Annotated in this window: 13 protein-coding genes and 1 pseudogene; 8 read left to right on the top strand and 6 right to left on the bottom strand. The window is 70.8% G+C overall.

All coding sequences use genetic code 11. The features are described from left to right. Positions 1–22 precede the first annotated feature (22 nt). Positions 23–451 (top strand): NADPH-dependent F420 reductase, encoded by a 429-nt coding sequence (locus OG985_RS43300; RefSeq protein WP_371674675.1) that lies wholly within the window; start codon positions 23–25, stop codon positions 449–451. Here OG985_RS43300 and OG985_RS43295 read toward each other — a convergent pair. Further along, positions 411–2,066, bottom strand: coding sequence for an IS1182 family transposase (locus tag OG985_RS43295; RefSeq protein WP_371667058.1), 1,656 nt, complete (start codon positions 2,064–2,066; stop codon positions 411–413). The two genes, OG985_RS43300 and OG985_RS43295, sit on opposite strands and share 41 nt — an antisense overlap. A 122-nt stretch (positions 2,067–2,188) precedes the next feature. After that, positions 2,189–3,404: pseudogene (locus OG985_RS43290) on the bottom strand (RNA-guided endonuclease InsQ/TnpB family protein). A 50-nt stretch (positions 3,405–3,454) separates the two neighbouring features. Here OG985_RS43290 and tnpA point away from each other — a divergent pair. The 6 genes from tnpA (at position 3,455) to OG985_RS43260 (ending at position 8,944) form a co-directional block, all read left to right on the top strand. Beyond that, a complete protein-coding gene (tnpA, locus tag OG985_RS43285; RefSeq protein WP_371673895.1) occupies positions 3,455–3,883 on the top strand; it encodes an IS200/IS605 family transposase in 429 nt (142 codons plus the stop codon). Between the two features lie 104 nt (positions 3,884–3,987). Further along, the gene (locus OG985_RS43280; protein ID WP_371673894.1) at positions 3,988–4,527 is read left to right on the top strand and encodes a GNAT family N-acetyltransferase; all 540 of its coding nucleotides are present in this window, start codon (positions 3,988–3,990) and stop codon (positions 4,525–4,527) included. A 255-nt stretch (positions 4,528–4,782) separates the two neighbouring features. After that, the gene (locus tag OG985_RS43275) at positions 4,783–5,952 is read left to right on the top strand and encodes a sensor histidine kinase (protein ID WP_371673893.1); all 1,170 of its coding nucleotides are present in this window, start codon (positions 4,783–4,785) and stop codon (positions 5,950–5,952) included. After that, positions 5,949–6,608, top strand: coding sequence for a response regulator (locus tag OG985_RS43270; RefSeq protein ID WP_371673892.1), 660 nt, complete (start codon positions 5,949–5,951; stop codon positions 6,606–6,608). The genes OG985_RS43275 and OG985_RS43270 overlap by 4 nt, the downstream gene beginning before the upstream one ends. 113 nt (positions 6,609–6,721) lie before the next feature. Further along, positions 6,722–7,360: a GPP34 family phosphoprotein gene (locus OG985_RS43265; protein WP_371673891.1), complete on the top strand. Its 639-nt coding sequence runs from the start codon at positions 6,722–6,724 to the stop codon at positions 7,358–7,360. A gap of 12 nt (positions 7,361–7,372) precedes the next feature. Continuing rightward, a complete protein-coding gene (locus OG985_RS43260; protein ID WP_371673890.1) occupies positions 7,373–8,944 on the top strand; it encodes a carboxylesterase/lipase family protein in 1,572 nt (523 codons plus the stop codon). A gap of 341 nt (positions 8,945–9,285) precedes the next feature. On the opposite strand, the gene OG985_RS43255 is transcribed toward OG985_RS43260, so the two are convergent. The 3 genes from OG985_RS43255 to OG985_RS43245 all read right to left on the bottom strand — a co-directional run bounded on the left by OG985_RS43255 (position 9,286) and on the right by OG985_RS43245 (position 11,721). Then, complete coding sequence (locus OG985_RS43255) at positions 9,286–9,639, bottom strand: antibiotic biosynthesis monooxygenase (protein WP_371673889.1); 354 nt, start codon at positions 9,637–9,639, stop codon at positions 9,286–9,288. Between the two features lie 169 nt (positions 9,640–9,808). Then, complete coding sequence (locus tag OG985_RS43250) at positions 9,809–10,489, bottom strand: response regulator (protein WP_371673888.1); 681 nt, start codon at positions 10,487–10,489, stop codon at positions 9,809–9,811. Continuing rightward, positions 10,486–11,721 carry a sensor histidine kinase gene (locus OG985_RS43245; protein ID WP_371673887.1) on the bottom strand — a complete coding sequence of 412 codons (1,236 nt, stop codon included), beginning with the start codon at positions 11,719–11,721 and terminating at the stop codon, positions 10,486–10,488. Before OG985_RS43245 ends, OG985_RS43250 begins: the two co-directional genes overlap by 4 nt. Positions 11,722–11,899: 178 nt before the next feature. Between OG985_RS43245 and OG985_RS43240 the strand changes: the two genes are divergently transcribed. Then, positions 11,900–12,280 (top strand): peptidoglycan-binding protein, encoded by a 381-nt coding sequence (locus OG985_RS43240; RefSeq protein WP_371673886.1) that lies wholly within the window; start codon positions 11,900–11,902, stop codon positions 12,278–12,280. A 175-nt stretch (positions 12,281–12,455) separates the two neighbouring features. Here OG985_RS43240 and OG985_RS43235 read toward each other — a convergent pair whose 3' ends face one another. After that, positions 12,456–13,337 (bottom strand): GNAT family N-acetyltransferase, encoded by an 882-nt coding sequence (locus OG985_RS43235; RefSeq protein WP_371673885.1) that lies wholly within the window; start codon positions 13,335–13,337, stop codon positions 12,456–12,458. Positions 13,338–13,351 lie beyond the last annotated feature (14 nt).

Below are 13,351 nucleotides of genomic sequence, written 5' to 3'. Positions count from 1 at the left end.
TGGGCGCGGGCACGGCACCGTACTGGCCCGCCTGGCCGACGCGGCCGGGTACCGCGTCCTGATCGCGGGCTCGGGCGCCCCGGAACGCATCGCCCTGACCGTGGACGTCCTGGCCCCCGGCGCCGAGCCCGTCACCACAGGGCAGGCCGCCGCCGAGGCGGATCTGGTCATCCTCACCCTGCCTCTGCGCAAGTACCGCAGCCTTCCGGTGGAGCCGCTGCGCGGCAAACTCGTCGTCGACGCGATGAACTACTGGTGGGAGGTGGACGGGATCCGCGACGACCTCACCGACCCGCGCACCTCCTCCAGCGAGCTCGTCCAAGCCCACCTGTCAGGCTCCCGCGTTGTGAAGGCCTTGAATCACGTGACTCCTCCCCTGGCTGAAGGACTTTGTTGGCGGATTCGCTTGCTCAGGCGATCAGTTCGAGGCCGAGGCGGGCGAATCGACTGATGTGGGTGGTGCGGATGGGGGTGCCGGTCCACCAGGCGTCGAGGCGGTGGAGGTTGAGTCCGGCGGCGATCAGGGCGTGACCGAGGTGGGTCTTGCGCAGCCCGCGGTAGGGGGTGGTGCGTGTCCGTGTCACCCGGACGGCCTGGGAGATGGTGCCCTCGACTCCGGCGCGGGTGCCGTAGGCGGCCTGCCACTCGTCGGTCTTCTGCTCGCGTCGGCGTTGGTCGAGAGCTTGCTGCTGGGGCTGGGTGAGCAAGGTCAGGCTGCGGCCCCACTTGCTCTTGGCACTGGTGCACGCCGCGCGCACCGGGCAGGCGTCGCAGTCGGTCTTGGCGAAGTGGACCCGGATGATCTCGGTGCCGGTGGGCTTGCGCTGAGCGGACCAGCTGATACTGCGCTGCCCGCGGGGACAGGTGACGGTGCGGGCCGGCCAGTCGACGGTGAAGGCGTCCTGCCCCAGGCCGCCCCCGGCCCGGCCCTGGGCCGCGGTATCGCCGCGGACCGGCCCCATCAGCTCGATGTTCTGCCCAGCGGCGGCCACCAGCAGCGCGGCGGAGGTATAGCCGGAGTCGACCAGATGGACAGCGGGCAGCAGGCGGCGTGCGGCCAGCGCGTCGTGGACGGGCGCCGTGATCTCCACGTCGGGAACGGTGGCGTCGGTGGTGACCACGTTCGTGATCAGATGCGGGGCGTCCGGCTCGCACGTCTCGGTGAAGTGAACCTTGTAGCCGTCCCAGCCCGCGCCGCGCTTGACGCTGTAGCGGGTGTCGATGTCGTAGGGGCTGGACAGCCTCAGCCTGCCCGGCGGGAGGTCCTTGCCCTCCCGCCAGCGCACCCCCTTCTCGTCGCGGTGATACTGCTGCACCCACGCGGTCCGCAGGACCTGCACCGCCTCGACGTGCCGCAGCCAGGCTGGTGTGTCAGGCGCGTAGAGGGCCTGAAGCAGCGTAAATCCGTCCTCTCCCACGGTCAGCGCCCACCGCTGGCGGGCGTCGGCTCCCTTGGGGAAGCGGAAGGAGTCGATGCGCTTGCCGTAGCGTTCGAACCACTCCGGCGCGACGGTCTGTCGCAGCCAGGCAGGCGCTGCGACGGCCAGCGTCTCCAAGGCGGCGCGCAGGGTCTCGCCCACGAACTCCATCCGGTTCAGCGTCCGCACCTGGGCCAGCACATGCGTGGAGTCGGTGCGTTGGCGGCCTCCCGCCCGCAGCAGACCTAACTCATCGACCCGTTCCAGCACCCGGTTAAGGACCAGCTTCTCCAGGCCGTGCGCGATCAGCCGGTCCCGGAACTCGCTGAGCACCGAGAAGTCGAACCCGGGGTCATCCAGCTCCAGCCCCAGCGCGTACTTGACGTCGATCCGCCCGCGCACCGCGTCCGCGGCCTGCCGGTCCGTCAGCCCCTCTGCGAACTGCAGCACGCTGACCATCGCCAGCTGCCCCGGCGACCACGCCGGCCCACCCCTGCGCGGAAACGCCCGGGCGAACTGCTCGTCCTCGAACAACGGACCGAGCTCATCCCGGATCCGCATGGCCAGACAGCCCTTGCGGAACGCTGCCCGCGCCACCCGCGCGGTGGCCTCCGGGACGGACGGAGCAGGCACAGGGCGCAGCGACATCGCAGCCCCTCCTTGCCTCCCCGCGCGATGGAACCGAACCCCACCAGACTGCCCGACCAAACAAGATCACCAAGCGCAGTCACCGGATCCGCCAACAAAGTCCTGAAGTCGGGGGCTTCTCGTTATGCCGGGTTGGCGTTGCGGCGGACCAGCCCGGCCCGTAGAACGTTGGTGGCTGCGACTGTGTCGGCGTGCGCGCGGTGGCCGCAGGCAAGGCAGTGGAACTTTTCCTGTGTGGGCCGGTTCTCCTTCGCGGTGTGTCCGCATTCGGGGCAGGTGCGGGAGGTGTTGCGGGGGTTGACGGCGATCACTTCCCGTCCGGCGCTTTCAGCCTTGGCAAGCAGGATCGTCAAAAACACCCCCCAACCGGCATCGTGGATCGACGTGTTGAGCCCGGCCTTGGCGGCGGCCCCGTTGGGCAGGAAGGTGCCCGGCCGGTCGGGGTCGGGTTTCGGCGCGGGGGCCCTTGCTCATGTTGCGGATTTTGAGGTCTTCGTGCGCGATGACGTCGTGTGCGCGGACCAGGCTAAGGGCGGTCTTGTGTGCGTGGTCGAGCCGCTGGCGCCGTACCTTGCCGTGGAGTTGGGCCACCTTGTCCACGGCGCGCTGGTGGCCTGCGGTGCGGTCTGTGGCCTTGCGGCGCGGGAAGCGGGACAGGGCCTGTTGCGCGGCTTGAAGCTTGGCGGCCGCGCGGCGGCCGTGGCGCGGGTTGGGTACGAAGGCGCCGTTGGAGTCGGCGAGGAAGTTGGCGATGCCCAGGTCGATGCCGACCATGCTGCCGGTCGCGGGCAGCGGCTTGGGCTGCTCCTGCTCGGCGGTGAGCACGACGAACCACCGACGTCCCTCACGCTTGACGGAGACGGTTTTGACCCGGCCGGCCACCGGCCGGTGCTGGTTGACCTTCACATGCCCGACGCCCTGGAAGCGGACACGGGTGACGGGATCGTGCGGAGTGGCATTCCACCGGCAGCCGTCGCCGTCCTTCGGGAAGTCCACCGTGTCGAACCAGTTCACGCCGCGAAAGCGCGGATAGCCGGGCGTCTGCCCGGACCTGACCCGGCGGAAGAACGCGGCGAACGCCTTGTCCAGGCGGCGCAGGGTGGCCTGCTGCGAGGAGAACGACCAGCGGCCCTGACACTCCGGGTCGAACGCCCGGATCTCTTTGAGCTGCGCCGACTGCATCCCGTACGCGACGGTGGTCTTGGAGACGTGCCGCCAGGCGTCGCGGCGTTCCTGCAAGGCCCCATTGTAGAGGGAGCAGTGGTCGCGCAGCATCTCGCCCAGCGCCTGGGCCTGGCGAACGGTGGGCCGCAGGAGGAACTTGTACGCACGGATCATCCAGCCCACCCCCTCCGGTCGAGTTCACGTGATCCTACTACACTTGGCGTATGTCACCACGCTGGGAACCAGATCCCGATGTCCGACGAGGAAATCATGTCGTTTTCCACCTCCACGCACACTTGGTGTTTCTCACGAAGTACCGGCGTGAGATCTTCAACGACGAGATGCTGACGCGCTGCGAGACGATCATGCGGGACGTGTGCGAGAGCTTCGGCGCCCAGCTGCGGGAGTTCAACGGCGAAGGCGATCACGTCCACCTCCTCGTGCACTACCCGCCGAAAATCGCCCTCTCCAAGCTCGTCAACTCCCTCAAGGGCGTCACTTCCCGCTACCTGCGCGCGGAGTACACCGGCCGGATCAACCAGACCGGGACGGGCTCGGTGTTCTGGTCCCCGTCCTACTTCGCAGCATCCTGCGGCGGCCCACCACTGAGCATCGTCAAGGACTACATCGACAACCAGAAACACCCCGCCTGACCGCCACCACGCAAACGCAGTGACCTCCGGCGCTTCGCCCCTCCGGACCGAGGACCACACTCCCGCCCGGCCTGAAGACCGGGACTCCCTGCGAAGATCAAAGGATGGAAGATCTGGGACCCGTGGCTTGGCCGCCTGAGCCGATCAGGACCGAGAGGCTCGTGCTCCGTGAGGCCGAGACCCGGGACCGTGCGGCGTTCATCGAGCTGCTCGCCTCGCCGGAGGTGCACACCTACCTCGGCGGCCCCCGGCCGCGTGACGAGCTCGAGCGCGAGATGTCCGGGACGCCCGAGCGGTGGCCCGGGAGCTTCGTCGTCGATCTCGACGGGTCGATGATCGGCCAGATCCTGCTCAGGAGAGCGACGGGGCACCGTCGCCCCGCTGCCGCGGGGAAGGTCGATCTCGGCTACCTGTTCCTGCCGCGGGCGTGGGGATTCGGGTACGCCGCCGAGGCGTGCGCGGCGGCACTCGGCTGGCTCGCGGGCGTGCTTCCCGGCGAGCCGGTGGTGCTCACCACCCAGACCGCCAATGTCGGCTCGATGCGTCTCGCGTCGAAGCTGGGGTTCACCGAGGTGGAGCGGTTCGAGGCCTGGGGCGCCGAGCAGTGGCTCGGCATGTGGTCTCCGGTCTCGCCGTCCAGTTGAGTTTGCGGCGGAAGCGCCGGCGAGTACCCGTCCGTCCAGGCGAGAGCGGCCTGCAACCGCGACTCGGCCCGCGCGCAGGCCGAGCAACGCCCCCGGCGACACCGCAGGGCGCCCACACGGAGGCCCTCCCACGATCACAGCAACCGTGGATGTTGTGGACGGCGAACGGTGGCTGTGAAGACCGGCCTCCAGGGCCGTCGGGTAGGGGGTGGCTTGCTCAGCGGCCCGGCCCGCGCCGCTGGATAGGGTCAAGGCGTGGACCGTAGCAGCAGACAGCCGGACGACGTGTTCGCCGGGGATGCGGGGGGTGAGTTGTCGCCCCGGTCGGCCCGGGCGCTGTGGTGGGGGTCGGCCGGTCTGGTGCTCGCCGTCCTCGGCACCTCGGTGCTCGTCGCCGGCGCGGAGCAGGGCTGGCGTCTGCCCGTGGCCGTGGCCCTGGTCCTCGGGCAGGTTTGCGTCCTGAGGTGGCAGGCGCGCGCCCCGGTCGCCGTACTGGCCGCGACCGCCGCCTCGGGGCTCGCGGTGTGGGCGCTGTTGCCCGCGGTGACCTTGACGGGAGCGCTTCTCGCGGCTCAGGTCGCGTTGTGCGTGCTGTCGGCCATCAGGCCGCGGCCGGTGTCGGTGCGGGCGCTGGCGGCGATGTGCCTGCCGGCGCCGCCGGCGTTCGAGGCGGGCGGCGGCGCGGGGCTGGCGGTGTATCTGCTGACGGTGGTCCTGGCGTGGACCGCGGGGCAGTGGCGCAGGGCGCAGCAGGCACGGACGAGGGCGGAGATGCGGCGGGCCGTGGTGGAGGAGCGTGCGCGGATCGCGCGTGAGGTGCACGACGTCGTGGCGCACACTCTGTCGGTGATGGTCATTCAGGCGGGTGCCGCCGACGACGTGTTCACCGAGCGGCCCGATCAGGCCCGTCAGGCGCTGCGGGCCATCGAGACGGGTGCCCGCTCGGCGCTCGGCGAACTGCGTCTGCTGCTGCGTGCGTTCCGTCCCGACGCGGGCGAGGACGGGACCGTGGAACAGCGGGAGCTGGGGCCCTCGCTCACGCGCCTGGACGAGCTGGCCGACACCGTGCGCGCCACCGGGATGACTGTGCGGGTGCAGTGTGAGGGCGCCATCGACGGTCTGCCTGCCGCGGTGGACCTGGCGGCGTACCGGATCGTCCAGGAGGCTCTCACCAACACGCTGCGCCATGCGTCCGGCGCCGACGAGGTGAGCGTGCGCGTGACGGTCGATGGGGAGTGTGTGGAGGTCATGGTGGTCGACAACGGGCGTATGGCACAAGGTCGTTCGGCTGTGGCGGGAGCGGGACGCGGTCTGGTGGGGATGAAGGAGCGCGCACGGCTCGTGGGCGGCGGTCTGCGCGCCGGTCCGCTGGCAGGAGGCGGGTTCGAGGTGGCGGCGTGGCTGCCGGTGGAGGGCGCGTCATGACGCTGCGTGTGGTGGTGGCCGACGACCAGGTCCTGGTCCGTACCGGATTCCGGATGATCATCGACGCCCGGGACGATCTCGAGGTGGTCGGTGAGGCGTCCGACGGCCACGAGGCCGTGCGGCTGACGCGGGACCTGGCGCCCGACGTGGTGCTGATGGACGTACGTATGCCCGTCCTGGACGGCATCGAGGCAACCCGGCAGATCGCGGAGTGCGGCAGCCGGGCCCGGGTGCTCGTGCTGACCACCTGGGACGTGGACGCGCACGTGGTCGCCGCCCTGCGGGCCGGGGCGAGCGGCTTCCTGCTGAAGGACATCCGCCCCGCCGAACTCGCCGACGCGATCCGCCTCACCGCGCGAGGCGACGCGCTGCTGGCGCCGGCCGTGATGAGCCGCGTCCTCGACCGGTTCCTGCGCAGCACAGCCGACCCGGCGCCGCCGCCCTCCCTACGGGACCTGTCCGGGCGCGAGCGGGAGGTACTCACCCTGATCGGGCAGGCACTGTCGAACGCGGAGATCGCCGAGCGGCTGCGCCTGTCGCAGGCCACCGTCAAGAACCACGTCACCGCGGTGCTGCGCAAACTGGGCCTGCGCGACCGCGTCCAGGCTGTCGTCGCCGCCTACGACCACGGCCTCGTACGGCCGCGCCGACCCTGACGGCACGCCTCCTCCTCAAGGAGGAGACCGGGCCGGGGTCCTCCCGTGTTCCCAGTGCCGGTCCGTTCCCGTGGCCGATCCGACGCCGGGGTGACCGGCCCTAGCGTCGAAGTGTGAACGACGACCTGGCCTGCCTCCTGTATCTGCTCGCCCACGACGACGCGGCCGAAGGCCCCTACGACCGCTCACGGACCCAGCTGCTGGTCCGTGCCGCAGCCCTGATCGACCTCGCGTTGCGTGGCCGGCTAGGGGAGAACGGCGGCACGGTCACCGTGTCCGGCACGGAACCGACCGGCGACCCCGTCCTGGACCGCGTCTTGCGCGACGCGGCCGCCGGGCTCGGCTGGAAACACCTCATGCGCCGCCACCGCAAGCAGACCCTCACCCAGGTGGAGGACCGGCTGGCCGCGGCGGGACTCCTGACCGTGAAGGCGCCCCGCACCCGCTTCGGCAGACGGCGGCTGTCCTTGACGGACCGCGCCGTGCCGGCAGCACTCCACGCCCGCGTGTCCGCGGCGCTGCATGGGGACGGCCCGGTGCGGGAGATCCCCGCCGCCGACGCCGCACTGCTGGCGCTGGCCGCGGTGGGCGGCATCCGCTCTGTCGTCTCCCGGCAGGACCACAAGACCTTCCGGGCCCGTATCGACGCCTGCACAGGGCGCCTCGCCCCCCTCGCACCCGGCCTGGAGAACGCTGTACGCGCGCTGCCCACAACCATGATCGCCGCGCAGGGCGGTATGGGCGGCAGCTGACCGGAGGAGACGATGACCATGCACCGCGTCCTGACCACCCTGTTCTGCGTCCTGACCGCCATACTCGCGACGGCCTGGTCCGCAGCACCACCGACGCCTCCCGCTTCGCCCGCAACCGCCCCCGCCACGACGGTTCGTATCCACGACGGCTTGGTGCGGGGCGTCGCCCACGACGGCTATCGCACGTTCGAGGGCATCCCCTATGCGGCGGCCCCACTCGGCAGACTGCGGTGGGCGCCGCCCCGCCGCACGGCGCCCTGGTCCGGGGTACGGGACGCGACCCGGCCCGCGAGCGCCTGCCCGCAGCCGACCGGTGAAGTGCCCGGCGGCAGCAGCGACGAGGACTGTCTCCACCTGAACGTCACGACACCCGACGGCGCACGACCCGTACGTCCCCGGCCCGTGATCGTGTGGCTGCACGGTGGCGGCTTCACCACGGGAGCGGGCAGCTCCTACGACGCCCACCGCATGGCCACCCGCGGCGGCGTCGTGGTCGTCACCGTCAACTACCGCCTCGGAGCCCTCGGTTTCCTCGCGCACAGCGGGCTGCCCGGATCCGGCACCTTCGGTCTGGCCGATCAGCAGGCGGCACTGCGCTGGGTCCGCGCCGAGATCGGCGCCTTCGGCGGCGACGCGCGCAACGTGACGCTGGCCGGCGAGTCGGCGGGTGGCTACAGCGTCTGCGCCCAACTCGCCTCACCCGCCGCCGCGGGGCTCTTCGACCGGGCGGTCATCGAGAGCGGCCCGTGCACCGGCCGCCCCGACCGGCCCTTCGCCCCGTCCGCCGTCCCCCTGTCCACGGCACGCGACGCAGGCGCGGATCTCGCGGCGAAAGTCGGCTGCGGCTTCGCCCGCGACGCCCTGGCCTGCCTTCGCCGCGTGGACGTCTCCCGTCTGCTCGCCGCCCAGGGCGCCGATCAACAGCCCTCTCACACCACTCCGTTGCTGCCCAGCAACCCCGCAGCGGCGATCGCCGCCGGCCACTTCCACCGCGTCCCCGTCCTCATCGGCAACAACCACGACGAGGGCAACGGCTGGGCAGCCGGGATCATCCAGGCCGGCAACCCCGTCACCCCCGACACCTGGCCCGACGTCGTGGCCGCCTTCTTCTCCTCCGCCGGACAGGCGAAGGCGATCATCCGCGAGTACCCGGTACACCGCACCGACGGGGGTCCGGTCTTCGGCGCGGTCATCGGCGACGCCAACTTCGCCTGCCCGACAGCGCGCACCGGCGGACTGCTCGCCGCCCATGTGCCCGTCTGGCGCTACGAGTTCGCCGACGAGCACGCCCCACCGCTCACCCCGGGCACGCCGCCGTTCCCGCTCGGCGCACCGCACGCGAGCGAACTGCCCTACCTGTTCGACCTGGGAGGCCGCCCCCGCAACCTGACCCCGGCGCAGCACCGACTGGCCGACACCATGATCGACTACTGGACCCGCTTCGCCCGCACCGCCGACCCGAACGGCCCGTCGTCATCGTCCTGGCCCCGGCAGTCGGTGCTGTCCCTGGCCCCGGACCACATCGTCCCCACCCGCATGACACAGGCCCGCCACCACTGCGCGTTCTGGAAGACCCTCGGGTGATGCACGGGGACGACCACCGTGAGGGTTACCCGGGCTCAGCCGACGGACCCTCACGGCACGGACCACCAAGGTCAACCCACTCGTGGTGTCCCCGACTTGATACACATCCGCATCTTCCCGCCCTCTCACTCCATCTCAGGGACACGCACTCCTTCTGCCACCCGCGCAGCCTGACGACCACACGCCGCACGGGACACGACCCGAGCGGCGCGTCACATCACGACGGGCCGAACGTTGCCGCATACGGCGCGGGGCACACCGACCCGTTCGATGCGAGCCTGTGGCGGGGCGGTCGCCGAGGCGACTTCGGTCGGTCCGCCTGCCCTCGGGCTCCGCGGAACCTACGCGCGCTTGAACCCGTGGCTGCGCTCCACTTTCGCCACATGCAGTGTGTAGTTCTGGTACCACTCGGCTTGCCCGCGTTTTTGCGCCGCGCGGTGCTCGGGGTTGTACCGCCACTCCGTGAGGGCCTCGGCGTCGCGGAAGTACCCGACGGTGATGGACAGCCCGCCAGGAGTCTGCGCGTGGTCCATCCCCAGGAACCCCGGGACGTCCTTCACCAGGTCTTCCATGCGTGTGTTGGTCTCGCTGTAGCCGCTCTGTTCCTGGGTGCGCACCGTGGTGAAGACAGCCACGTAGTAGGGGGGTTCATAGGCCTCGACGGGCGCGACAGGCGCTTCGGAGTGATTGCTCATGGCGCCAGCGTAGGGCGGGAAGCGCCCATCTCCGGCAGCTCCCGGAAACGGCCACGCCTACCGGTTCACTGGGGCGGAGTGTCCGCGGAGGAATCCGATGAACCTCAACCAACACCCAGTCACGCCGGGACAGCCCGGAACTGACGAACGATCACCGGCACGCGGCACATCAGCCGGGAAGACCCGTGCGCCCCGGTTTCACCAACCCGGACTCGTACGCCAGCACCACCGCCTGCGCGCGGCTGCTGAGGTCGAGCTTGGACATGGTGCGGTTCAGATGCGTCTTGACGGTCGCCTCGCTGATGAACAGATGGTCGGCGATGTCCATGTTCGACAACCCCTGCGCGATCAGCCCGAGCACCTCCACCTCGCGCGCTGTGAGGACCGCCAGATCGGCCGACGGCTCCGCCACCCGGTTGTGGGGGGCGAGAGCCTCGATCAGCCGCCTGGTCACGCTCGGCGCGAAGAGTGTGTCGCCGCCCGCGACCGCTGCCACGGCGGCGAGCAGCCGCTCGGGGCCGGCGTCCTTGAGCAGGAAGCCGGACGCTCCCGCGCGCAGCGCGGCGTAGACGTACTCGTCGAGGTCGAAGGTGGTCAGCACCAGAATCCTGGGCGACGGCCCCTCGCCGTCCGCCCCGGCCAGAATCCGTTCGGTGGCGGTGATGCCGCTCATGCCCGGCATGCGGATGTCCATCAGGACCACGTCCGGGCTCGTCGCCGCAGCCTGCTCGACGGCGTCCGCCCCGTCGGCCGCCTCACCGACGACCTCGATGCCGGGCGCGGCGCGCAACAGCCCCACGAGTCCGGCCCGGATCAGAAACTGGTCGTCGACGACAAGCACCCTCGTCATGTGCGGGTCTCGTCCCCCTGAGGCGTGGCCGACGCCGAGGTGGGCAGCGTCAGTCGGACGCCGAAGCCCCCTTCGGGCCGGGGGCCGATGTTCACCGTCCCACCGTAGAGCCTGGCGCGCTCGCGCATGCCGATCAAGCCGTGTCCGGCACCCGGAATGATTCTGTCCGGATCCGTGCGTTGTTTTGCGCCGCCGTCGTCCGTAACGGTCACCGACAGCTGCCGTGCCCCGTACGCGACCACGACGACCGCCCGCGCCGTATGCGCATGCTTGAGTACGTTTGTCAGCGCCTCCTGCACCACCCGGTACGCGCACAGCTCCACGCCCGGTGCCAGGGGCCGTGGCCGCCCGGTGACGGTCAGTTCCACCGCCACCCCCGCGGCGCGGATACGTCCGGCCATCTCGTCGAGCCGGCCGAGGCCGGGCACGGAGTCGTACGAAGCCGGGCCCTGGGCGTCGCCGTTGTCATCAGTGCGCAGGACGGCCAGCATTCGGCGCAGCTCCTCCAGCCCCTCCCGGCTGGTGTCGCTGATCGTGTGCAACGCGTCCTGTGCTGCACCGGGGTCGGAGCCGAAGACGTATCCGGCCATCCCGGCCTGCACGGAGATCACCGACATGTGGTGGGCGACCACGTCATGCAGCTCTCGCGCGATGCGGCCCTGCTCCTCGACGACCGCTCTCCGGGCACGCTCCGCCTGCTCGCTGCGCAGTTGCCCGGCCAGTAGCGCCAGTTGGTCACCCCGCTCGGCGGACACCCGGGCCGCGTAACCGAACCGGCACATGACGAGGGGGAACACCACCGCCTGCACGGTCACCGTCGCCATGGAACTGGCCTCGGCGCTCAGCCCCGCATACAGCCACACCCCTCCCGTCAGCGCCGCGCAGCCCAGCGCCGCGCGCAGCTGGCGTGCGGCGGCGACGGTGTAGAGCGCCAGCATCGGCGCGAGGCAGTTCACCACCGGCCAGTAGCCGGCGGATATGTAGCCGGTCCACCCGGCGCATACGATCACGCAGACGGTGACGGGGGCCCGGCGGCGGGCGGCGACGGGCAGGTTGACCAGTGCGGTCAGCGCATAGCCGTAGGAGTCGAGCGGCTCCCAGCCGGGCGGCAGGATGCGCTCGCGCCCGAGCAGCATGCTCGCCGCTGTGAAGGCCAGCGCCAAGCCCAGGTCCACGAGCCCTCTGTTCCGCAGCACGCGCGCAGCGTAGACGCGCCCGGCCGGCCCGGACATCAACCACACGGTGTAGCGCGGAAGTTGTACGCCACCGGGCCACTACCGCCGTGGTTGCGCGAAGGCTCAACCCCCCACTGGACGCGATGCGGCCCCGGCCGTACCTACCGTCTGACCGTCACCCAGCGAGCTGGTCCACGGGGACGGCTCGAAGGAGAAACGAGGGGAAGCAATGAACATGACCTCACGCAGGCGGATCGCGCTCGCCTTCGCGACAGCAGTCGTCGGTGCCGGTCTGGCCGTCGCGCCCACGGCGAGTGCCGCACCGGCGCAGTCCGTTCAGAATGTCCACGCGGCGGCCTTCTACTGCGGCTGGTACGACGGCAACGCGCTGACCAAGGCCGGCCAGACCGGTGCCGCCGCGGTGGCACGGATCAAGGAGGTGCAGTGCCTGATCAACGTCAACACCTCATACCCGACGTATCTCGACCCTGACGGGAAATTCGGCACACTGACATACAACGCCGTGACGTCGGTGCAGAGGCACGCCGGGATCTCCGACGACGGTCAGGTCGGCTCCGTCACCTGGAGCAAGCTGCGCGCCGGCGTCTGGTGGTAACCCGCCCCGGATCCGCCAGGCCGATGGCGGTGCCCCACTCCTCCGAAGGGGAGGGAGGAGCGGGGCACCGCCATACGATCGTGGACCGTTCGGGGCCGGTCCAGTCCAGCAGTGAGCCTGAACGTGCGAGGCCTGCAGCTGCCCGTCGACGATCCCAGGTGCCAGTGGACTGCGGTCAGCCGGCTTCCGGGGCGGGACACGAGAAGTCGTATACCGCCCAGTCGGTGAGTGTGCGGTAACCGAGGCGCTGGTAGAGGGCGTTGCTGGCGGGGTTGGACAGGTCCGCGAACAGGATGACGTCCCTCGCGCCCGCGGCCAGCGCGGCCCGGCTCACCTCCGCCGTCACGGCGCCCGCGTAGCCTCGACCGCGCAGGTGGGCCGGGGTGTAGACGATGTCCACCTGGATCTGGCCGCCGATCATCGGATTCATGCCCGCGATGGAGACGGGGGTGCCGTCCGGGGTCTCCCAGAGCGTGTAGCGCTTGTCGGCGAAGCGAGTGTCGGCCCACGTGTCGGGGTCGATGGCGACGTCCTCCCCGACGGCCTTGGCGAACTCGCCGCACCAGAACATGACGTGTTCAAGGTCCTGCTCACCCAGGACGCGGCCTCGGCCGGCCGGCAGCGGCTCTGGTGGGGTGAGTGTGCCGAGGCGGTACAGACGAAGCCGCGTGTCGCGGAGTTTCGGCCGCTTGCCGGTGTGCCGCTGCCAGGCCACGGCGAAAGCGGTGGCCGTGCTGTGGTCCGCGCTGACGGAGGGTAGGGAGTGCCCGAGGGCGGCCAGGCGGGCGGCGAGGGAGTCGGCCTGCTCGGGCGAGAGCGGGGAGAGCCCGAAACCACGGGGTGGGAGGCGGTAGAAGGTGGCGTGGACCTCGCCTGCTTGCTCCAGCACCCCGAAGACGGGGGCTTGGGTGCCGAACGCCTCCGCCCCACGTACCCGCACTCTCTCGGCCCACGTCAGCTGCATGACGTGCGGGCCGGGCCGAGAGCGCAGGAAGTCTCCGGCTCGGGCGAGAAAGTCGTCGACGTCTTCGGTGAAGTGCCAGTCATCTGGTCGCATGCTTCATGATCCCC

Source organism: Streptomyces sp. NBC_00289 (assembly GCF_041435115.1).
Taxonomy (GTDB): Bacteria; Actinomycetota; Actinomycetes; order Streptomycetales; family Streptomycetaceae; genus Streptomyces.
The sequence above is the reverse complement of the archived record's forward strand: the minus strand, read 5'-3'. Positions and strand labels throughout refer to the sequence as shown.

Excerpts from the sequence above, each read along its gene's own strand:
- OG985_RS43260 (WP_371673890.1), top strand. The coding sequence starts at position 7,373 with ATGACCATGCACCGCGTCCTGACCACCCTGTTCTGCGTCCTGACCGCC.
- OG985_RS43280 (WP_371673894.1), top strand. The coding sequence starts at position 3,988 with ATGGAAGATCTGGGACCCGTGGCTTGGCCGCCTGAGCCGATCAGGACC.
- OG985_RS43295 (WP_371667058.1), bottom strand. The coding sequence starts at position 2,066 with ATGTCGCTGCGCCCTGTGCCTGCTCCGTCCGTCCCGGAGGCCACCGCG.
- OG985_RS43255 (WP_371673889.1), bottom strand. The coding sequence starts at position 9,639 with ATGAGCAATCACTCCGAAGCGCCTGTCGCGCCCGTCGAGGCCTATGAA.
- OG985_RS43270 (WP_371673892.1), top strand. The coding sequence starts at position 5,949 with ATGACGCTGCGTGTGGTGGTGGCCGACGACCAGGTCCTGGTCCGTACC.
- OG985_RS43240 (WP_371673886.1), top strand. The coding sequence starts at position 11,900 with ATGACCTCACGCAGGCGGATCGCGCTCGCCTTCGCGACAGCAGTCGTC.
- OG985_RS43245 (WP_371673887.1), bottom strand. The coding sequence starts at position 11,721 with ATGTCCGGGCCGGCCGGGCGCGTCTACGCTGCGCGCGTGCTGCGGAAC.
- OG985_RS43250 (WP_371673888.1), bottom strand. The coding sequence starts at position 10,489 with ATGACGAGGGTGCTTGTCGTCGACGACCAGTTTCTGATCCGGGCCGGA.
- OG985_RS43235 (WP_371673885.1), bottom strand. The coding sequence starts at position 13,337 with ATGCGACCAGATGACTGGCACTTCACCGAAGACGTCGACGACTTTCTC.
- tnpA (WP_371673895.1), top strand. The coding sequence starts at position 3,455 with ATGTCACCACGCTGGGAACCAGATCCCGATGTCCGACGAGGAAATCAT.